Below are 20274 nucleotides of genomic sequence, written 5' to 3'. Positions count from 1 at the left end.
CACTTTGAGTAGGATTTGTAAAGCTTGGCTAACAAGACTCCGGCGAGCACTGCGGCGCAGCCCGCACAGGCCGCTGGAAAGTGTAGAGAGGCAACGTAATTGGGCATCGTAACGAGCACATCAGAGACGGCGTTCACCCAGTCCGCAGAGACCGTGTACGACTTCGTCACCAACCCGGAGAACTGGACCAAGACCTATCCCGGCAGCGCGCATATCGGCAAACTGCCGCCGCTGCCGCTCAAGGTCGGCGACACCTGGGAGGAAGCGGGTCCCGACGGCGACCGGGTCTTCAGCTGGCAGCTGGCCGTCGCGGTGCGGCCAGTCCAGTTCGTGTTCACCTCGATCGGACGGCTGGGCCACGACCGCGAAGGCAACGGCGGCCTGCAGGGCCGCATCACGGTGTCGTACCGGTTCTCCAGGCCCGGTCAGGACATCACGCTGTTTTCGCGCACCATGACCATTGAGGCGCCCAAGCACGCCCCACTACCCGACCAGCTCTTCGAGCAGGCCAATCCGGCGCGGATCGACGAGTATCACGCGGCCGTGGCGCGCGAGCTCGCCCGGGCGGCAGATTGACACCAGCGCCGCGATTGCATGACACTTCTGCGGTGTTTTGTAAAGGCTTGAGCCGATGATCCCCGAGGTGCTGGCCAACGGGTTCTGCTTCGGCGAAGGCCCACGCTGGTTCGAGGGCCTGCTGTGGTTCTCCGACATGCTCGGCGAAGCGGTGCACACCTCGACCCTGAGCGGCGCACTCACCACGCTGCCGCTGCCCGGGCACTCGCCGTCGGGCCTGGGTTTTCGTCCGGACGGGTCGCTGCTGATCGCCTCGGCCGAAGACCGGCGGGTGCTGCGCTACGACGGGGAAACCGTCGTGGAGATCGCCGATCTCACCGGACTGGTACCGGCCAACCTCGGCGACATGGTGATCGACGACTCCGGGCGCGCGTACATCGGATCCCAGGCCCGAACCGGCGGTGTCATCGTGCGCCTCGATCCCGACCACACGGCCACCGTCGTCGCCTCAGACCTCGACTTCCCCAACGGCATGGTCATCACGCCGGACCGCAAGACGCTGATCGTCGCCGAATCGACCGGCCGGCGGCTCACCGCGTTCACCATCGACGACGCCGGTGCGCTGCACGATCGGCGGGTCTTCGCGGACGGCCTGGACGGACCGCCCGACGGTATCGCGCTGGACGCCGACGGCGGGGTGTGGACGTCGATGACGCTGGCACACCAATTCGAGCGAATCGTCGAGGGTGGCGAAGTGACCGACCGCATCGACATGGGCGAACGGGTCGCCATCGCCTGCGCGCTCGGCGGCCCCGAGCGTCGCATCCTGTTCCTGCTGTCGAGCACCGACGCCTATCCTCAGCGGCTGGTGGGCACCAAACTCTCGCGGCTCGACGCCGTGCAGGTTGCCACGCCCGGCGCCGGGCTGCCCTGAGACACCCGAGAGGGAGATACGTGACCGACTCCTACTACGAGCTGATCGATGACGCCAGCGCCCCCGGCGGAAAATACGAGGAGTGCGAGAAGTTCCGGGCAACGGACCTGTCCCGCGGCACCTGGTCGGCGGCGATCCAGCACGGGGGTCCGGTGTCGTCGCTGCTGGTCCGGGCACTGGAGCGATGTGAGCAGCGCGACGACACCCGGCTGTCCCGGGTGGTGATCGACCTGCTGGGCGGGGTGCCGGCCGATGGCGACATCTGGGTGCGCTCCCAGGTGCAGCGCGGCGGCAAACAGATCGAGCTGGTCACCGCGGAGATGCTGGCACCGGGCCCGGACGGCGAGCCGCGCCCGGTCGCGCGCGCCAGCGGTTGGCGGCTGCAACAGCAGGACACCGAGGCCGTGGCTCACGCGGCGGCGGAGCTGCCCCGGCCGCGCGCCGAAGCCCGCAACCGCAACCTCAAGGCCAAGGAGTGGGACCGCAACTACGTGCACAGCCTTCAGTGGCTGTGGCTGACCGAGCCGCTGACGCCCGGCCCGGGCGAATCGTGGATCAAGCCCGAGGTAGACCTGGTCCAGGGCGAGACGATGACGCAGCTGGAGCGGTTGTTCGCGGTGGCCGACTGTGCCAACGGCATCGGCAGCAAGCTCGACATCACCAAGTGGACGTTCTTGAACACCGATCTGGCGGTGCACGTGTTTCGGGTTCCCGACGGGGACTGGGTCGGTATTCGCGCGGAGACCAGCTATGGCCCGGATGGGATCGGGACGACGATCGGCACGTTGTACGACGAGCGGGGCGCGGTCGGCGCCATCCAGCAGTCCGTGCTGGTGCGCCGGCGCCCGGCCAAGGCCTGACGTGGGAGGGGATTCGGCGTGGCTAGTTCGGCAATACTTCGTACAGTTTCAGATATGACCCAGCCAGCCGGGGCGACGGCAGAGACCGAGACCGACACATCGACGCGTCAGCGGATCCTGTTGGCGACTGCCGAGGTGCTGGGTCGCAACGGCAAAACCAAACTCAGCCTGTCCGAGGTCGCCACGCAGGCCGGGGTCTCGCGGCCCACGTTGTATCGCTGGTTCGCGTCCAAAGAGGAGCTGCTGACCGCGTTCTCGCAGTATGAGCGCCAGCTATTCGAAAGCGGATTGGTGCGGGCCACCGCCGGGCTCAAGGGTTACGACAAGCTCGACGCCGTGCTGCGATTCATTGTCGAGTACCAGCATTCTTATTCGGGCGTGCGCATGGTCGACGTCGAACCCGAGCACACGATTGCCGAGTTCGCCCATGTCATCCCGCAGATGCGCGACGGCCTGCAACGGCATCTGCCCGGACCCAACGCCGCGGTCAAGGCCGCGACCGTGATCCGGATCGCGATCTCGCACTACATCGTGCGCAGCGACGACGCCGAGCAGTTCCTGGCCCAGCTGCGCCACGCCGTCGGCATCAAACCCGCCGTCGACCAATAGCGTCTTTCGCGACGACCACGTCAGTCGAACAGCACCGCCGCGTTGAGGTAGCCGGTCGGGTCCAGCGCGGCCTTGACCGACCGCATCGCCGCGATATCTGTTGATTGCCTTGACATTTCGAGGTAAGCCCGCTTGCGGCTGCCGACACCGTGTTCGGAGCTGACGTTGCCCCCGCACTGCGCGATCAGGTCCATCATCGGCCCGTAGAGCGCCTTCTCCTGATCCAGCGGCACCCGCAACACGTTGAGATGCAGGTTGCCCTCACCGACATGGCCGAACAGCAGCGGCACGGCGTCGCTGACCCGATCGTTGATCAATGCGACCGCATCCGCGGCGAATCCGGCGATGGCGCCCAACGGCAGCGACACGTCGAACTTCAGCGGCGGCCCGTACACGCCGAGCACCTCGGCCAGCGATTCGCGAACACGCCAGAGTCGTTGCTGGGCAGCAACATCCACACCCACTGCGGGCTCGGCGCACATCGTTGCATCGGCGAGCAGGTCGGCCAGCCGATCGGTCTGGTCGTGGTCGGCGGCCAGCTCCACCAGCAGTAGCCAGTTCGCGCCGACCGGTGCGGCGATTCCGAGATGCTCGGCGGTCAGCGCGCTGGCCCGGCCGTCGATCAGCTCGAGTGCGGCAATCCCGTCCACGTCCCGGAAGCTGCGGCCGGTGGCGATCAGCGCGTCGAGGTCGTCGAAGCCGCACACCGCGGTCACTCGATGCGACGGCGTCGGATGTAGCCGCAGATCCAGCGCGGTGATCACCCCGAGCGTGCCCTCGGCACCGACGAACAGCGCGGGCAGATCGTATCCGGTGTTGTCGCTGCGCACCAGACTGTGCCGACGCATCAGCGACCCGTCGGGCAGCGCCACGTCCAGACCCACGATTTGCTCGCCCATGTTGCCGTACCGGACCGTGCGCAGCCCTCCGGCATTCGTCGAGGCCATGCCGCCGACCGTCGCGGTGTCCCGGGCGGCGAGGTCGACGCCGAACACCAGACCCACCGCGGTCGCGGCGCGTTGCACCGCGGCCAGCGTGGCTCCGGCACCGACCGCGATACGGCGCTCGACGGTGTCGACATCGCCTAGTGTACAAAGCCTTTCGGTAGACAGCAGTACGTCGTCGTGCTCCGGGACGGTACCTGCCACCAGCGAGGTGCGACCGCCCTGCACGGTGACATGAGCCCCGGCGTCGCGGCACCACCGCAGTACCTCGGCGACCTGCTCGGCGGACTCCGGACGCACCAGCGCGCTGGCCCTGCCGCGATAGCGGCCGGTGTGGTCGACGCTGCGCCCGGACAGCACCTCGGGGTCGGTGACGACGTGATTGGACCCGACGATCCCTTTGAGGGCCCCGAGGCTGCCTGGCATGTTCGCGGTTATAGCACCCGCCGACAACCTGCGATCACACCGGCTTGCAAGACTGCTCGAACCACCCATGGAGTCGTCGGAGCTACCGGCCCAATTGCACAGAACAATTTGCCCGCCTCCGAGCGACAGCCCGATCTCGGCCACGGATTCGAGCGGCACGCCCGCGACGTTGTCGCGCGGAGGCGGGCAAGAACAGAGTCGCCCCGCCGGCCGAACTGCCCCTAGAACATGTCCTTGTGGTTCACGTCGGTGATCAGCCCGCCGTCCATGATGAACTCACTGCCGGTCGAGTAGGACGACTCGTCGCTGGCCAGGAACAGGATGAACGTCGCGACCTCCCGGACTTGCCCGGGCCGGCCCAGCGGGATGGTGACCATGTCCTCGGGCAGATGCTTGGTCATCGGGGTCTTGATGAAGCCGGGGTGCACGGAGTTGACCCGGATGTTGTGGGGTGCCAGCTCGAGGGCGGCCGACTTGGCCAGGCCGCGCACTCCCCACTTGGACGCGACGTACGGGTGCACCATGGGCGCACCGCGCAGGCCCTCGATCGAGGACACGTTGATGATCGAACCGCCGCCGGCCTCGATCATCGGGTCGACGGCCACCCGCATGCCCAGGAAGGTTCCGGTCAGGTTGACGTCGATGACCTTCTGCCACTTGGCCAGGTCGAAGCTCCTGAGCGGGCCGAGCGCGACGGTGCCGGCGTTGTTGACCAGCACGTTGAGCTTCCCGAATTCACCGATCGCGGTCGCGACGGCGGCTTCCCACTGGTCGGGCTGCGTGACGTCGAGGTGGACATAGCGAGCGGAGTCGCCGATCTCGTCCGCCAACGCCTTGCCCTGGTCGTCGAGGATGTCGCCGATCACCACTTTGGCACCCTCCTCGACGAGCAGGCGCGCGTCTTCGGCGCCCATGCCGCCGGCGGCGCCACTGATGAGTGCGACTTTTCCGTCTACCCGACCCACGGAGGGTCTCCTTTCATTAGGTGGTCACCAAAGTGCTTGGTGCGTAAAGGCCTTTGCCCGTGACGAGCGGTAGATCGAGTGTGGTTCGAATGCCGGGCGGCGCGGCGATCACGGCCGGGATCGCGTTGACGACGCGGCCCGCGGCGCCGGCGATCGCGGCGTGGTTGTGGTCGCCCTTGCGGCTGCTCGGAACGATGTCGACGGCGTAGGACGGCTCACCGGTGATCTCCACGCGGTAGGACCCGTCGCCGGAGGCGGGCTGGGGCAGGTCGGGTCGCAGGTCGGGCCGCAGCCGGGTGACGTGCTCGATGACGATCGCGGGGTGGCCCTTGACCATGCCGCGAATCTCGAACTGCAGGACGGCCACGGTGCCCTTGGCCACGTGGCCGATCGCGATGTCGAAGTCCTCCGGCGCCGGCTCGCGCTGGTAGGACTCGGTGATTGCGTCGACCTCGACGCCAAGGCCGGCGGCCAGCTGACGGATCGCGGTACCCCAGGCGATGCTGAGGATGCCCGGTTGCAGCAGCATCGGGATTTCGTCCATCGGCTTGGCGAACCCCATGTAGTCCATGACCTCGGTCCCGTTGTACGACGCGTAGTCGTGAATCTCCATGCAGCGCACCTGCTCGATGCGCTGGCAGGTCCCGGCGAGCGCGAACGGGATCAGGTCGTTGGCGAAGCCCGGGTCGACGCCGCTGATGAAAATGCTCGAATTTCCTTGCTGGGCAGCATCTTCCACGCGTGCGATGTATTTGTCGGGCATCACCCCCCATGGGAACTGCAGCAGCCCGGGCGATGACCCGACAACGTTGATGCCGGCGGCCAGGATGCGCATCACGTCGGCCATCGCGTCGGGCAGCCGGGTGTCGCCCATCGCGCAGTAGACGACGCAATCGGGCTTGGCGGCAATGATGGCGTCCAGGTCATTGACGGCCTGGATGCCGGTGACCGCGGGGGTATCCAAGCCGACGCCGCACAGTTCCCCGGCGTCGCGGCCCACCTTCTCGGGCGTGGACACATTGACGCCGGTCAGTTCGAACTGCGGATTGGCGATCAGTTGGGCCAGGGCCAGGCCTCCGACATTTCCGGTACCGACGTGCGCGACGCGGATCACCATCTTCCGTCTCCGTCCGTTGCAGCCTGGAAAACTTTTCTAGACACTAGTCCACTATTTTTGGGCCGCTTACCGGGGTCTTGCGCGTAGCGCCATCGGTCGCGAGCGTAAGCCCTGTGCGAAAAATCGGGCGCAATCTCGCCGTGTGCTTACGCTCGCGACAGCGGAAAGGCCCCACCTCCAGAACGGAAGACCGATGACTGAGCGCGACGATGTCCAATTCACCTCCGGTAACGACCGGATCAGCGCGTGGCTCTATCGGCCGGCCGGGGTGGGCGATGCACCGCTGCTGGTGATGGCCCACGGCTTGGGCGGGGTGCGCACCATGCGACTCGACGCCTACGCGCAGCGATTCGCCGCGGCCGGTTATGCCTGCCTGGTATTCGACTACCGCAACTTCGGCGACAGCGAGGGACAGCCGCGCCAGGTCCTCGACATCGACATGCAGCTCGCCGATTGGGCCGCCGCGGTGGCCTACGCCCGCGCCCTCGAGGGCATCGATCACGATCGAATCGCGTTGTGGGGCACGTCTTTTGCCGGTGGCCATGTGATCACCACGGCCGCCCGGCTGCGAGGTATCGCCGCGGTCATCGCACAATGTCCGTTCACCGACGGCCTGGCGTCGGCGCGCACGATCTCCAATCCGGTGGCCACCGCCCGCATCGCCGCGCGCGCGATTCGCGACGTCATCGGCGCCCGGCTGGGCCGGCCACCGGTGATGATCGCGACTGCGGGCAAGCCCGGCGACGTCGCGTTGATGAACACGCCCGACTCCTATGCGGGTTATCTGCGGCTGGTCCCCGACGGTGTCGAGCTGCGCAACGAGATCGCGGCGCGCATCACGATGAAGGTCTTCACCTACCGCCCCGGCCTGCTCACCCCGCAGGTCGGCTGCCCAATCCTGTTCTGCGTGTGCGAATACGACTCGCTGGCGCCCGCGGATGCCACCCTGCGTCACGCGGCCAAGGCGCCGCGCGGCGAGGTACACACCTACCCCGAGGGTCATTTCGCGATCTACGTCGGCGACGCCTTCGAGCGGGTGGTCGCCGATCAGCTCGCGTTCCTCGACAAGCACCTGAAGCGATCTGAGTAGTCCTACCCTGTTCCGGACCGCCGGTGCTTCGCATCCTGGGATACATGGAAATTCCCAATGGCATGTCGAAGAACACCCCCGCCTTTTTCATTCAGGCCGCGATCGCGTTCGGAGTCAGTTTCGTCAGCGCGCTCGGCGGGATCTTCTATCTCCCGCTGGACGCCTGGCAACGGCTGTTCCTCGGCATCACCGTGTTGTTCCTCGTCTCCAGCGCGTTCACCCTGGCAAAGGTGATCCGCGATCAGCAAGAGGCGGCGACCGTGCGGGTGCGTCTGGATGAGGCGCGCATGGAGAAGCTGTTCGCCGAACACAATCCGTTTCCGACCTGATCGTTGGGCGAGCCCGCGCGGGGGCGTCGCCGACTTATGCTGAGCGCGATGACGCGCCCCAATCCCGATCCGACGGCGCCGCTGTGGCGCGCGGCGCAGGTGTTTCGGCTGCTGAGTTGCCTTTATGCGCTGGGCTTTCAGATCGCCATCAACCCGGACCTGCGCCGGCCCGCGCTGGGTTGGGTGTTGTTCGCGGTGCTGCTCGGTTGGAGCGCGGCCTGCGCGTTCGCCTACTTGCGCGGGTTCGGCCGAAGGCCGGCGTGGGTGGTCGCCGAGATCGTGGTTGTCGTGGCGCTGATGTGGTCTAACCGAGTGATCACGTTCGATCACTGGGCCTCGGAGAACCAGACCTGGCCGACGACGTTGTGGGCCAGCAATCCCACGATCTCGGCGGCGATCCAGCTCGGTCCCGTCCGCGGGATGCTGACCGGGCTGGTGGTAATGGCCACCAATTTCGCCGTCAAGAATTACTTCGACCTCAACATGAGCCACAACGCCACGATCATCATCGAGCTGGCGATCGGCATGGCCATCGGTTTGGCCGCTCAAACCGCGCGACGCGCCCACGCGGACCTGCAACGCGCCGCTCAGCTGTCCGCCGCGGTTCAAGAGCGCGAGCGGCTGTCCCGCGAGGTGCATGACGGCGCCATCCAGGTGCTGGCGCTGGTCGCCAAGCGCGGACACGAAATCGGCGGTCCCACAGCAGAATTAGCCGACTTGGCCAGTGAGCAGGAACGCGCGCTGCGACGATGGGTCACCTCCACCGGGATCGACGAGTACGGGGACCGCACGACGATCGATCTGCGCACGCTGCTGCGCCACCGAGAATCCGATCGCGTGTCGCTGAGCGTGCCGGGGACGGCAGTGGCGTTGCCGCGCCGGGTGGCCGCCGAGCTCGATGCCGCGGTGGGCAATGCCCTGGACAACGTGGTGGCGCATGCGGGTGCGGACGCCCACGCGTTCGTGCTGCTGGAAGATCTCGGCGATTCGGTGACGGTCAGCGTGCGCGACGACGGCGTCGGCATCGCCGACGGCCGGCTGCAGGAAGCCGCCCAACAGGGACGCCTCGGGGTCTCGAAATCGATTGTGGGACGGCTGGCTTCGCTGGGCGGCAGTGCCCGCCTGCACAGCCGCCCGGGAGAGGGCGCGGAGTGGGAGTTGTGCGTGCCGCGCGACGGGGGGATCAGATGACGGACGACACCGCGGCGACGGTCATGGTGGTGGACGACCATCCGATCTGGCGCGACGCGGTTGCCCGCGACCTCGCCGAGGGCGGATTCAACGTGGTCGCCACCGCGGACAGTGTGGCGGCCGCCCGGCGGCGGGCGGCCGTGGTCACGCCGGATGTCGTGGTGATGGACATGCGCTTGTCCGACGGCGACGGCGCGCAGGCAACGGCCGAAGTGTTGGCGGTCTCACCCTCGTCACGCGTGCTGGTGCTCTCGGCCTCGGATGAGCGCGACGATGTCCTCGAGGCCGTCAAGGCCGGCGCCACCGGCTATCTCGTCAAGAGCGCCTCGAAAGCCGAACTGGCAGAAGCCGTCGAAGCCACCGCGGCGGGCCGGGCCGTGTTCACCCCAAGCCTGGCCGGACTGGTGCTCGGCGAGTATCGGCGCATCGCCCAGAGCAAGGACCCCGGGCCGACCGGCCCCAGACTGACCGAGCGCGAAACCGAGGTGTTGCGTCATGTGGCAAAGGGGTTGTCGGCCAAGCAGATTGCCGAGCGGCTGTCGTTGAGCCATCGCACCGTCGAAAACCACATCCAAGCGACCTTCCGAAAGCTGCAAGTCGCCAATCGCGTGGAGTTGACCCGCTACGCGATCGAGCACGGGCTGGACGGCGAACCCTAAGCCGGATACGGCTGCTGCTTCGGACGCGAAACAACAAGTGCTACAGCAGATATCGTCGTGACGAGGGCGAAGACGAAGATGGTCCACGCCATAGGCTCGGTGGGCAGCCCGGCCATTTCTTTGCCGAACACCAGCGGGGCGGGGACGAACGCACTCACCAGCAATAGACCGGCCAGTAATCCCGACACGGACGCGGCCAGGCTGAGCCAGAGGGCGGCGCGGCGACGGCACAGCAGCAGGACTGCGCCGACGAACAAACCCGTCGCCGCGACGGCCTCGAGTAACCCCACCGCGAGCAGGCCGATCCCCAACGGCCCCACCAACAGCAGCGGTGCCAAAAAGCCAAGGCCGCGAACCATTTTCGTCAACTCGACGTCACAGGCGACAAAGCCCAGCCCGTTGACCGCGGCGCCGGCCAGACCGAGCAGTGCGACCGCCACGGAGGCGGTCGACTGCTGCCAGGATTTCACGTCCGATCCCTACCGGCCGCGGCGAGTGCCCGAGCGCCCAGCAGGGCGGTCACCATCGTCGCGACGCACATCAGTCCATCGTCCTTCAGCCCCCACTTGATCGAGGCGAGGGTCGCCACCGCGGCCACGCACAGCAGTAGGCCCGCCGCCACACCCCGGCCGACCGAGGTGATGGCCGGCGCGCCGTCCCAGCCGGCCAGCGGGTTGTTCTCCAGCGGCCGCAGCACCAGGAACAGCGCCGCCACCAAGGCGACCATCAGGAGCAGCTGCATCACGCTGATGGCCAGGTAGTCGGACTGGCCGGGGTAGCGCGGGTGACCGGTCAGATCGAAGAGCAGGTGCATGCCGAGCAGGGCGGGCATGTGCCACAGGTACAGCGTCATCGCCCCGGAGTTGCCGAGCGCGGTCCACCACCACACGCGTGGCCGTCGCGCCCATCGGGTGATCGCGGGCATTGCCGCGATGGCCAGCGCGCTCAGGACGATGGCGTGGCCGGCCTGTAGCAGCGACGGCGGGCTGGTGTTGGACAGTCCGTGATGCCCGGTGCCGACCAGGCTGACTTCGTAGGGCCCCCAGCACACCAGGGCGACGTCGACCGCGAACGCGACCGCGGCCGTCAGCAGCGCGGCACGCCCGGGCAGCAGGCCGCGGCGGTACGCGACGCCGAACATGGCGGGGATGAGCCAGACCGCCATGTTGAGGTAGCCCAGCGCCGATGCTGCCGGGCAGTGCAGCCGGACGAAGTCGATGGCGGCGATCGCGCCGTAGACCGCGGCCACCCCCACAACGAAACGGGTGCGGGTGGTGATCCGGGCCATGGCCGGCATCGCGGCCAGCACCAGCACGTAGGCGCCGAGGAACCACAGCAGCTGGATGCTGACACCGGCGACCGGTTCGTAAATGTGTTGGGGCAGAACGGGATACAACAGAGTGAGCGCGACCGCCCAGAATCCGAGGTAGTAGAACACCGGTCGGAACAGCCGGGTGCAGCGTTTCATCAGCCAGCCGCCCCAGTTGATCCCGGGCCGCCAGGACGACAGGCTCGCGGCGGCACCGGCGAAGAAGAACAGCGGCATGATCTGGAAGATCCAGGTGAGGGCCGCAAACACCACCGAGGTGGTCAGCAGGTTGTCCCAGATGAGCACGTGGTTGCGGATCACGCTGATGGCCATCACGGTGTGACCGGCCACCACGCCGATCAGCGACACGATGCGAATGACGTCGAGGGCGCGGTCACGATCGACCGGCGTATTGGCCGCCAGCTCGGCGGGGCTAAGAAGTGTTTGCACCCGAAAAGCATTGCCGGGCAGCAACCCCCAAGACCCGCGCAGTTCTACGTGTTAAGCCTGAGTAGTTCTACTCAAACCGATCATGGCCAGAGCCTTTGGGGGCCCTCACGGCCCGAGCGGAGACTCCGCGCGGATCGTCTCGTCACGGATCAGCCCCCGCAGCAGCGCGGTGCTGAACTCGGCGGCGATTTCCTTGGCGCTGCGTCGTCCGCTGGGGCGCAGCCACCGGTAGCTGCCCAGCGTCATCCCGATGTAGCCCAGCGCCAGCACGTGGGAGTCGCACTGGTAGAACTCGCCGCTGGCGATGCCGCGGTCGATCAGGCCGTGCACATGGTGATAGACCTGGGCTTCCTTCTCGCGGACCTCGGCGACCTGTTCCTCGGTGAACCATTCGGTGATGTAGGGCTGCTCCTGGAAGTACACCGCGGCCCGCTCGGGATCGCTGGCGATGCCCGTGAGCAGCCGAATCGTGTATTGGTAGAGCGCCTCGCGGGCCGTCCAGGAGGGATCGTCGTGCACGGCGGCCAGCGTGCCCTCGGCCGCCTGGCGGTAGATGTCGAACAGGATCAGCGATTTGCTGGCGTAGTAGTGGTAGACCGTCGCCTTGTTCAGGCCGATGACATCGGCGACGTCATCCATCCGGGTGCCGTGGTAGCCGCGGGCGGCGAACAGCTTGGTGGCGACCGCCAGCAACTCCTCGCGGCGCGTCAACCCGTTGCGGGTGATGCTGTCGGATGACATGTCTACTCACTATCGTCGCTGCCAACGCGGACGAATCCGGCTGGCTTCGGGTCCGGTCTAGGCAAAGTACCAATCAACTGGTTGGACAGTTTAGAGGCACGGGTGGTTTCGGGCGCCTGTCGCACCGGCGCGGATGGGACTAGACTCGATCTTCGAACTAGTCGCGAGTGCAGAGGTGGGGCGATGGATCCGAGTCCGGATTACGACGGCAGCGACGAAATCGAATTCTTCATGAAGTATTTCACCTGGGGCCTGCGCGGCGTCCAGGACGGCAACGGCTACCCGCCGCCCGCCTACCCGCCCGTCTAGACAGACATTTCCGCGTCCCGAACAAATCACGGGTCCGCTCATTCACGCGCCGCTTGCGCCACAAGATTATTCAGCCCTAGCCCGCGTGGGCACCCTTAGCCGCAGCGTCTAGCCACCGAGCATGCGCGGCGTCGCACGGCGGAGTCACTGCCGCGGGCGTTGCGCAAAGTGCCACCTTGCAGTCGTTCATCCCGTCGTCGCGGCACTACCGCGCGCCTAGACGCGGAAACCCTGCGCCGAACGTGCTCTCATGGCGCGTTTTTGTCCAAATGTTCGCCACCAGAGCACGTTCGGCGAGCGAGCGGCAGCGCCTAGAGCGCTTTGAGTTCCTCGGCGACCGCGGTCACCGACTTCTTCGCGTCGCCGAACAGCATGCTGGTGCCCTCGCCGTAGAACAGCGGGTTGTCGATGCCGGCGAACCCGGAGTTCATCGACCGTTTGAGCACGATCACCGACTTGGCCTTGTCCACGTTGAGGATCGGCATGCCGTAGATCGGGCTGGAAGCATCGTTGCGGGCCGCCGGGTTGGTGACGTCGTTGGCGCCGATGACGATCGCGACGTCGGTGCGGGCGAACTCGTCGTTGATGTCGTCCATGTCCTTCATGGCGTCGTAGTCGACCTCGGCCTCGGCCAGCAGCACGTTCATGTGCCCGGGCATCCGGCCGGCCACCGGGTGGATCGCGTACTTGACGGTCACACCCTTGTTCTCCAGCAGGGTCGCCATGTCCTTGACCGCGTGCTGGGCCTGCGCGACGGCCAGACCATAGCCAGGAACCACGATCACCTGGTTGGCGTAGGCCATCTGGATCGCGGCGTCGGAGGCCGAGGTGGACTTGACGGTCCTGTCGCCCCCACCGTCGCCGCTGGGCGCCACTCCCCCGCCACCGAAGCCCCCCGCGACGATCGCGGGGATGGAGCGGTTCATCGCCTTGGCCATCAGGTTGGTCAGGATCGAACCCGAGGCGCCGACGATCATGCCCGCCACGATCATCGCGGTGTTGTTCAGCGCCAGACCCGCCGCGGCGGCCGAGAGCCCGGTCATCGCGTTGAGCAGCGAGATGACCACCGGCATGTCGGCACCACCGATGGGCAGCACCACCATCAGACCCAGCACGCCGGCCGCGGCCAGCAAGCCGATCATCCACCACAGGGACGCTCCGCCGCTGCCCGGATGGGCGTGCAGGCCGACGACGACCGCCGACGCGACCGCCGCGATCAGCAACAGCAGGTTGATCGGCTGCTGGGCCCTGCCGAAGCCGATCGGCTTGCCGTCGATGATCTCCTGCAGCTTTCCGAACGCGATGATCGATCCCCAGAACGAGATCGAACCGATGATCGCGGCGAACAACGAGGCCACCACGATGTGCACGGTCGGCGACTCACCATGCTGGAATGCCGAAAAGCCGCTCGTCTCAATGAATTCCGCGAGCGCGATCAGTGCGACCGTGCCACCACCGACGCCGTTGAAGAATGCCACCAGCTGCGGCATGGCGGTCATCTTGGTCATCCGCGCCGGAGGAACACCGAGCGCGACACCGACGACCAGGCCGGCGATGATCAGCAGCCACGATTCGGTGTGCCGAATCTTGACCAGGGTCGCCGCGACAGCCAGGGCCATACCCACCGCGGCGATCAAGTTGCCCCGCACCGCGGTCTTGGGACCGGTCAGGCCCATCAAGCCGTAGATGAACAGGGCGAACGAGATGATGTAGAGAACCGTGACGAGGTAGTTCACTTGACGACCTCATCCGACTTGACCGGCGCTGCTTTCTTGCCCTTGAACATGCCCAGCATCCGGTCGGTGACGATGAAGCCGCCGATCACGTTCAGGGTTCCGAACACCACCGCGACGAACAGGATGATCTGCACCGCCAGCGACGGGTGCTCCACCTCCCCGAACACCACCAGCGCGCCCAGCACCACGATGCCGTGGATGGCGTTGGTCCCCGACATCAGCGGCGTGTGCAGCGTGTTGGGCACCTTAGAGATCACCGCGAACCCGACGAATCCGGACAGCACCAGAATCGCGAGGTTCGCTAATAGCTCGTCGTACATCTAGGAGTCCTCTCCAGCGCGGGTCACGCACGAATCCGCGATGACTTCGTCGCCGAAGTCCGGGGCCAGCTTGCCGTCGGTGATCAACAGGTCCAATAGCGCGGTGATGTTCTTGCTATAGAGCTCACTGGCGTGCTCGGGCATCGTCGCCGGCAGGTTCAACGGCGAGGCGATCGTGACGTCGTGCTTGACGACCGTCTTGCCAGGTTCGGTGAGCTCGCAGTTGCCGCCGGTTTCCCCGGCCAGGTCGACCACGACACTGCCGGGCTTCATCGCCTGCACCGCGGCGGCCGTCACCAGCCGCGGCGCGGGCCGGCCCGGGACCAGTGCCGTGGTGATCACGACGTCGAATCCACTGATCGCCTTCTCCAGCGCCTGCTGCTGCTGGGCGCGCTCTTCTTCGGTGAGCTCACGGGCGTAGCCGCCCTCGCCGGCCGCGGCCACGTCTTTGTCGCCGAGCGACAGCCACTGCGCGCCCACCGACCGCACCTGGTCGGCGACCTCGGGGCGCACGTCGTAACCGGTGGTGCGCGCGCCGAGCCGCTTGGCCGTCGCCAGCGCCTGCAGGCCGGCCACGCCCACCCCGAGCACCAGCACCGTGGCCGGCTTCACAGTGCCCGCCGCCGTGGTCAGCATCGGGAAGAACCGCGTCGACTCCGACGCCGCGAGCAGCACAGCCTTGTAACCGGAGACGTTGCCCTGGGACGACAAGGCGTCCATGGCCTGGGCACGCGAGATCCGCGGAATCGCCTCCAGCGCGAACGCCTGCACACCGGCCGCCTTGAGCGCGCCGATCGAGTTCTCGGCATTGCGCGGCGCCAGGAAGCCGATCAGCGTCTGGCCGCTGCGCAGCTTGCCCACCTCGTCGGGGGTCGGGGGCGCGACCTTGACGACGACGTCGGCGGACCACGCGTCCCCGATGGTGGCACCGGCCTCGGTGTACAGCTCGTCGGGAAGCAGCGCCCGCGCGCCCGCACCGGACTCGACCACTACGGCCACACCACCGCTTACCAGGGATGCCACCGCCTTCGGTACCAGTGCAACGCGGCGCTCATCGGTCCCGGATTCGGCAACAACCCCGACCTTGACGAGCTCTAGCTGCGCATCTGTCATAGCGCGTACATCTACTTTCCTTAGCTCAGCTGCATTAATGCGAACCTCGTTGAGTTGAACACCCTAGCGGCCGCTACCAAAGCGGTATGTCTTGGCCGTGTTCCGACGCTGGCCGGGGCCCGAAGTGGCGCCGTTGCGATTCGTCGATCCGGATGTCGTTGATGCTGGCCTCGCGGCGCGCCATCAAACCGGACGGCGAGAATTCCCACAGTTCGTTGCCGTAGCTGCGGTACCACTGGCCGCTCGCGTCGTGGCACTCGTACTGAAACCGCACGGCGATGCGGTTGTCGTGGAAGTCCCACAGCACCTTGCGCAGGGAATAGTCGAGTTCGCGCTGCCACTTGCGGGTGAGGAACGCGACGATCTGAGCCCGGCCCACGACGTGTTCGTCGCGGTTTCGCCATTGCGAATCGGGCGTGTAAGCCAAGCTGACCTTCTCGGGGTCGCACGTGTTCCACGCGTCCTCGGCGGCCTGGACCTTCTGCAGCGCCGTTTCGCGGGTGTAAGGCGGGAACGGGGCACGGGATTCGGCGGCGTCGCTCATAGCTCCATCGTGCTGGATCGCGACCGCGAAAGATAAGCCGAGCTGGGCTGACTCGGCGGGTATTCACCACCGCTTAAGGGTCGCGCCGGCGACCTGAAACTGGACGCCGCGAGCGGTGTCCGCTCGTGACGGTCATGGACTTCGCGATGTCGGCCAAGGCCGCCGACTACCACAAGCGGTTGTCCGACTTCATGACTGAGTTTGTCTTTCCGGCTGAGGCCGCCTATGACAGCTACCGCCACGAGGCCGGCGCAGATGACCACACCGTTCCGCCCGTCATCGAGGAACTCAAAGTCAAGGCCAAAGAACGCGGCCTGTGGAACCTGTTCCTGCCGGCCGAGTCCGGGTTGACCAATCTCGAGTACGCTCCGCTGGCAGAGCTGACCGGTTGGAGCCTGGAGCTCGCGCCCGAGGCGGTCAACTGCGCGGCGCCGGACACCGGGAACATGGAGACCCTGCACCTGTTCGCGACCGAGGAGCAGCGCAAGCAATGGCTGGAGCCGTTGCTGGCCGGCGAGATTCGCAGCGCCTTCTCGATGACCGAGCCCGCGGTCGCCAGCAGCGACGCCCGCAACATCCAAACCGCCATCGTGCGCGACGGCGCCGACTACGTCATCAACGGCCGCAAGTGGTGGACCTCGGGCGCGTCGGACCCGCGGTGCAAGATCCTGATCGTGATGGGCCGCACCAACCCCGACGCGGCCAGCCACCAGCAGCAGTCGATGGTGCTGGTGCCGATGGACACCCCCGGGGTGACGGTGGTGCGCTCGACCCCGGTGTTCGGCTGGCAGGACCAGCACGGGCACTGCGAAATCAGCTACGACAACGTCCGGGTTCCGGCCACCAACCTGCTCGGCGAAGAGGGCGGCGGTTTCGCGATCGCCCAGGCCCGCCTCGGGCCGGGCCGCATCCACCACTGCATGCGCGCGCTGGGCGGGGCCGAACGTGCCCTGGCCCTGATGGTGCACCGCGCGAACACCCGGATCGCGTTCGGCCGCCCGCTGGCCGACCAGGGTCTGGTACAGCAAGCAATTGCCCAGTCCCGCAACGAGATCGACCAAGCTCGGCTGCTGTGCGAGAAGGCCGCGTGGACTATCGACCAGCACGGCAACAAGGCCGCCCACCTTCTGGTCTCACAGATCAAAGCCGTTGCGCCACAAGTGGCCTGCAACGTCATCGACCGCGCGATTCAGGTGCATGGAGCCGCCGGGGTCAGCGACGACACCGTGCTGGCCCGGCTCTACGGCTGGCACCGCGCCATGCGGATTTTCGACGGACCCGACGAGGTGCACATGCGAACCATCGCCCGAACCGAAATCGGCCGGGAACAGTCCACCTTCGCCGCGGCGGTGACCCCGCATGACTGAGGCATTACGAGAACTGTCCGGCGCGTGGAACTTTCGTGATGTCGCCGACGGCGTGTCCGCGCTGCGGCCAGGACGGCTCTTCCGGTCCGGCGAACTGAGCCGCCTCGACGATCAGGGTCGGGAAATGCTGCGCGAGTTGGGAATTACCGATGTCGCGGATCTGCGGGCCGCGCGTGAGGTGGCCCGGCGAGGTCCGGGACTGGTCCCCGACGGCATCGACATTCATCTGCTGCCGTTTCCCGATCTCGGCGACGAGGAGCCGACGGACGACTCAGAAGACGCAGCGCCGCACGAGACCGCGTTTCGGCGCCTGTTCGAGGGCGAGACCGACCAGACCGACGAAGAGGTGAACCAGGCCGCCATCCGTCACATGATCGACGAGTACCGGCAATTCCCCACCCGCAATGGCGCGCAACGCGCTGTGCAGCATGTCTTTTCATTGCTGGCCGCGGGGCGCCCGGTGCTCACGCACTGCTTCGCGGGCAAGGACCGCACCGGCTTCGTGATCGCCACGGTGCTGGAGACGATCGGCATCGACGAGGACACCATCGTCGCCGATTACCTGCGCAGCAACGCCGCGGTACCCCAGTTGCGCGACCACATCTACGACATGATCCAGCAGCGCTCCGACGTCGAATTGACGCCCGAGGTCGTCACTTTCACCAAAGCTCGGCTCGCCGACGGTGTTCTCGGCGTGCGTCCCGAATATCTCGACGCCGCACGCCAAACGATCAACAGCGAGTTCGGCTCGCTGGATGCCTACCTGCGGGATGCGGGTGTCACACCGTCGGATGTGGACCGCCTGCGCAGCGAACTGCTGGCCTGACTACTTTCGCAGGGTGAACTGATTGAGGTCGGTGTAGCCCTTGCGAAAGAGGTTCGCGCACCCGGTCAGGTACTTCATGTACATGTCGTAGACCTCTTCGGACTGGATCTCGATGGCCGCGGCTTTGTGTGCCTGCAGGCCCGCGGCCCATACGTCCAGGGTCTTGGCGTAATGGCGCTGCAGTGATTGGCGACGCTTCAGCTTGAAGCCGGCCTTCGCCGAGAATTCCTTGACCATATCGATCGTCGGCAGATAGCCGCCCGGGAAGATTTCGGTCTTCATGAAGTCGCTGAACTCGACGATCGCCGGAGTCAGCGGCAAACCGGATGCGATGATTTCCTTCTCCGACAGCACGGTGATGGTGTGCAGCAGGAACGTGCCACCGGCCGGCAACAGCTCATACGCGCGCTCGAAGAACGCCGTGTAGCGGTCGAGACCGACATGCTCGAGCGGGCCGATCGCGACGATTCGGTCCACCGGCTCGTGAAACCGCTCCCAGCCCTCCAGCAACACCCGCTTGGAACGCGGGCTATCCATTTCGTCGAGCACCTTCTGTGCGTGGACGGCTTGGTTCTTCGACAGCGTCAAGCCGACGACGTTGACGTCGTATTTCTCGATGGCTCGCACCATCGCGGCGCCCCAGCCGCAGCCCAGGTCCAGCAGTGTCATGCCCGGCTGCAAGTCCAGCTTGCCCAGCGAGAGGTCGATTTTGGCGATCTGCGCCTGTTCCAGCGTCATGTCGTCGCCGCCCAGCCAGTAGGCGCAGGTATACATCTGGGTGCGGTCGAGGAACAGACGGAAGAAATCGTCGGAGAGGTCGTAGTGCGCCTGCACGTCCTCGAAATGCGGCGTCAGCTCCTCAGGCGTCAGCTCCTCAGACATGACTGTGCTGCCTTTCCCCGGACCCCGCAGCCGTTAGGTCCAGTCGCGATGCGGCTTGGGAGTTGGTTGGGTCGTCGTCCACTGTAAGGCGAATGCGCTTGGAGCGCTTCGCCGAAGTGGAGCGGGAAGCCGCACTCAGCCGAGTTTGAAGTCGGCCTGCTTCGCCGCGGACAGATCGGTGATCTGGTCCCACTGCGCGGCGACATCGTCAACCGTCGGCGGCTTGTCGAAGGTGACGCCGTCGTTCTGGAACAGCGCGACGCGCTGCACCTTGCCACCACCGACGACGAAAACCGCAGCGCTGTTGGGGTTTTCCTCGGTGCACAGATAGGACACCACCGGTGCGACGTATTCGGGGGTGAGCTTCTCAAGCACCTCGGGCGGCAGGATGTCCTGCGTCATGCGGGTTGCCGCGATCGGGGCGACGGCGTTGGCGTGGACGTTGTACTTGGCGCCCTCGAGCGCCAGGCTGTTGATCAGACCGACGAGCCCGAGCTTGGCCGCGCCGTAGTTGGTCTGGCCGAAGTTGCCGAACAGCCCGCTGGTCGAAGTGGCGACGACGACCCGGCCGTAACTCTGCTCGCGGAAGTGCGGCCAGGCGGCGCGAATGACGTTGTAGCCGCCGTACAGGTGGACCTTGAGTACGGCGTCCCAGTTCTCGAACGACATCTTGTGGAAGGTGCCGTCGCGCAGGATGCCGGCGTTGCTCACCACGCCGTGGATCGCACCGAACTCGTCGAGCGCGGTCTTGATGATGTTCTCGGCGCCCTCGGGGTCGGCGACGCTGTCGTAATTGGCAGCCGCCCGGCCTCCGGCGTCCTTGATCTCCTTGACCACCTCGTCGGCCATGTTGTGTCCGGCCCCGGTCCCGTCGCGGGCTCCACCGAGGTCATTGACGATGACGCTGGCGCCCTCCTTGGCGAGGGTGAGCGCGTATTCGCGCCCCAGTCCTCCGCCGGCTCCGGTGACGACGATGACGCGATCCTGCACTCCGGGCATCAGGTTCCTCTCTGCAATTAACCAACGGTCGCGTGGAC

At 66.5% G+C, this 20274-nt stretch carries 23 protein-coding genes; 11 read left to right on the top strand and 12 right to left on the bottom strand.

Annotated features, from left to right (window positions below; all coding sequences use genetic code 11):
- The first annotated feature begins 99 nt into the window (after nt 1-99).
- The 4 genes from MJO58_RS01780 to MJO58_RS01765 are packed head-to-tail and all read left to right on the top strand — an operon-like array spanning nt 100 to nt 2919.
- Nucleotides 100-576, top strand: a complete 477-nt coding sequence (locus MJO58_RS01780) for an SRPBCC family protein (RefSeq protein ID WP_090598492.1) — start codon at nt 100-102, stop codon at nt 574-576.
- A 55-nt stretch (nt 577-631) separates the two neighbouring features.
- Nucleotides 632-1450 (top strand): SMP-30/gluconolactonase/LRE family protein, encoded by an 819-nt coding sequence (locus MJO58_RS01775; RefSeq protein WP_239721838.1) that lies wholly within the window; start codon nt 632-634, stop codon nt 1448-1450.
- Between the two features lie 20 nt (nt 1451-1470).
- Nucleotides 1471-2310: a thioesterase family protein gene (locus tag MJO58_RS01770; RefSeq protein ID WP_090598488.1), complete on the top strand. Its 840-nt coding sequence runs from the start codon at nt 1471-1473 to the stop codon at nt 2308-2310.
- A 54-nt stretch (nt 2311-2364) separates the two neighbouring features.
- Nucleotides 2365-2919, top strand: a complete 555-nt coding sequence (locus MJO58_RS01765) for a TetR/AcrR family transcriptional regulator (RefSeq protein WP_090598486.1) — start codon at nt 2365-2367, stop codon at nt 2917-2919.
- Nucleotides 2920-2939: 20 nt separating this feature from the next.
- Here the strand turns inward: MJO58_RS01765 and MJO58_RS01760 are convergent, their stop codons facing one another.
- The 3 genes from MJO58_RS01760 to MJO58_RS01750 form a co-directional block, all read right to left on the bottom strand.
- Complete coding sequence (locus MJO58_RS01760; RefSeq protein ID WP_239721837.1) at nt 2940-4289, bottom strand: FAD-binding oxidoreductase; 1350 nt, start codon at nt 4287-4289, stop codon at nt 2940-2942.
- Between the two features lie 221 nt (nt 4290-4510).
- The gene (locus MJO58_RS01755) at nt 4511-5254 is read right to left on the bottom strand and encodes a glucose 1-dehydrogenase (RefSeq protein WP_090598483.1); all 744 of its coding nucleotides are present in this window, start codon (nt 5252-5254) and stop codon (nt 4511-4513) included.
- A gap of 16 nt (nt 5255-5270) precedes the next feature.
- Nucleotides 5271-6371 (bottom strand): NAD(P)H-dependent amine dehydrogenase family protein, encoded by a 1101-nt coding sequence (locus MJO58_RS01750; protein WP_090598481.1) that lies wholly within the window; start codon nt 6369-6371, stop codon nt 5271-5273.
- Nucleotides 6372-6564: 193 nt separating this feature from the next.
- Here MJO58_RS01750 and MJO58_RS01745 point away from each other — a divergent pair, with 193 nt between their 5' ends.
- The 4 genes from MJO58_RS01745 to MJO58_RS01730 are packed head-to-tail and all read left to right on the top strand — an operon-like array spanning nt 6565 to nt 9640.
- Nucleotides 6565-7461, top strand: a complete 897-nt coding sequence (locus MJO58_RS01745; RefSeq protein WP_239721836.1) for an alpha/beta hydrolase — start codon at nt 6565-6567, stop codon at nt 7459-7461.
- Between the two features lie 44 nt (nt 7462-7505).
- Entirely contained in the window at nt 7506-7790 is a 285-nt protein-coding gene (locus tag MJO58_RS01740) for a YiaA/YiaB family inner membrane protein (protein ID WP_090598477.1), read from the top strand.
- A 48-nt stretch (nt 7791-7838) separates the two neighbouring features.
- Complete coding sequence (gene macS / locus MJO58_RS01735) at nt 7839-8981, top strand: MacS family sensor histidine kinase (RefSeq protein ID WP_239721835.1); 1143 nt, start codon at nt 7839-7841, stop codon at nt 8979-8981.
- On the top strand, nt 8978-9640 hold the full coding sequence (locus MJO58_RS01730; protein ID WP_239721834.1) for a response regulator: 663 nt from the start codon (nt 8978-8980) through the stop codon (nt 9638-9640). The genes macS and MJO58_RS01730 overlap by 4 nt, the downstream gene beginning before the upstream one ends.
- Here the strand turns inward: MJO58_RS01730 and MJO58_RS01725 are convergent.
- From MJO58_RS01725 to MJO58_RS01715, 3 genes are all read right to left on the bottom strand, one after another.
- Entirely contained in the window at nt 9637-10110 is a 474-nt protein-coding gene (locus MJO58_RS01725) for a hypothetical protein (RefSeq protein ID WP_239721833.1), read from the bottom strand. The two genes, MJO58_RS01730 and MJO58_RS01725, sit on opposite strands and share 4 nt — an antisense overlap.
- Entirely contained in the window at nt 10107-11399 is a 1293-nt protein-coding gene (locus tag MJO58_RS01720) for an acyltransferase family protein (RefSeq protein ID WP_239721832.1), read from the bottom strand. The genes MJO58_RS01725 and MJO58_RS01720 overlap by 4 nt, the downstream gene beginning before the upstream one ends.
- 105 nt (nt 11400-11504) lie before the next feature.
- Nucleotides 11505-12140 (bottom strand): TetR/AcrR family transcriptional regulator, encoded by a 636-nt coding sequence (locus MJO58_RS01715; RefSeq protein ID WP_090598468.1) that lies wholly within the window; start codon nt 12138-12140, stop codon nt 11505-11507.
- A gap of 183 nt (nt 12141-12323) precedes the next feature.
- Here MJO58_RS01715 and MJO58_RS01710 point away from each other — a divergent pair, with 183 nt between their 5' ends.
- Nucleotides 12324-12449, top strand: coding sequence for a hypothetical protein (locus tag MJO58_RS01710; protein ID WP_090598460.1), 126 nt, complete (start codon nt 12324-12326; stop codon nt 12447-12449).
- A gap of 311 nt (nt 12450-12760) precedes the next feature.
- On the opposite strand, the gene MJO58_RS01705 is transcribed toward MJO58_RS01710, so the two are convergent.
- The 4 genes from MJO58_RS01705 to MJO58_RS01690 form a co-directional block, all read right to left on the bottom strand.
- Nucleotides 12761-14185: an NAD(P)(+) transhydrogenase (Re/Si-specific) subunit beta gene (locus tag MJO58_RS01705; protein ID WP_090598458.1), complete on the bottom strand. Its 1425-nt coding sequence runs from the start codon at nt 14183-14185 to the stop codon at nt 12761-12763.
- A complete protein-coding gene (locus tag MJO58_RS01700) occupies nt 14182-14505 on the bottom strand; it encodes an NAD(P) transhydrogenase subunit alpha part 2 (RefSeq protein ID WP_090598456.1) in 324 nt (107 codons plus the stop codon). Before MJO58_RS01700 ends, MJO58_RS01705 begins: the two co-directional genes overlap by 4 nt.
- Complete coding sequence (locus tag MJO58_RS01695; RefSeq protein WP_239721831.1) at nt 14506-15618, bottom strand: Re/Si-specific NAD(P)(+) transhydrogenase subunit alpha; 1113 nt, start codon at nt 15616-15618, stop codon at nt 14506-14508.
- A gap of 73 nt (nt 15619-15691) precedes the next feature.
- Nucleotides 15692-16162: a nuclear transport factor 2 family protein gene (locus MJO58_RS01690; protein ID WP_239721830.1), complete on the bottom strand. Its 471-nt coding sequence runs from the start codon at nt 16160-16162 to the stop codon at nt 15692-15694.
- 146 nt (nt 16163-16308) lie between these two features.
- Here MJO58_RS01690 and MJO58_RS01685 point away from each other — a divergent pair, with 146 nt between their 5' ends.
- Both MJO58_RS01685 and MJO58_RS01680 read left to right on the top strand, forming a co-directional pair.
- Nucleotides 16309-17529 (top strand): acyl-CoA dehydrogenase family protein, encoded by a 1221-nt coding sequence (locus MJO58_RS01685; protein WP_090608323.1) that lies wholly within the window; start codon nt 16309-16311, stop codon nt 17527-17529.
- Nucleotides 17522-18355 (top strand): tyrosine-protein phosphatase, encoded by an 834-nt coding sequence (locus tag MJO58_RS01680; protein ID WP_239721829.1) that lies wholly within the window; start codon nt 17522-17524, stop codon nt 18353-18355. Before MJO58_RS01685 ends, MJO58_RS01680 begins: the two co-directional genes overlap by 8 nt.
- Here MJO58_RS01680 and MJO58_RS01675 read toward each other — a convergent pair whose 3' ends face one another.
- Both MJO58_RS01675 and MJO58_RS01670 read right to left on the bottom strand, forming a co-directional pair.
- Entirely contained in the window at nt 18356-19237 is an 882-nt protein-coding gene (locus tag MJO58_RS01675; RefSeq protein ID WP_239721828.1) for a cyclopropane mycolic acid synthase family methyltransferase, read from the bottom strand.
- Between the two features lie 135 nt (nt 19238-19372).
- Nucleotides 19373-20236 (bottom strand): SDR family oxidoreductase, encoded by an 864-nt coding sequence (locus MJO58_RS01670; protein ID WP_239721827.1) that lies wholly within the window; start codon nt 20234-20236, stop codon nt 19373-19375.
- Nucleotides 20237-20274 lie beyond the last annotated feature (38 nt).

It is taken from the genome of Mycobacterium lentiflavum, assembly GCF_022374895.2.
Classification (GTDB): Bacteria; Actinomycetota; Actinomycetes; order Mycobacteriales; family Mycobacteriaceae; genus Mycobacterium; species Mycobacterium lentiflavum.
Note: the sequence above shows the minus strand (reverse complement) of the source record. Positions and strands in the feature narration are given on the sequence as shown.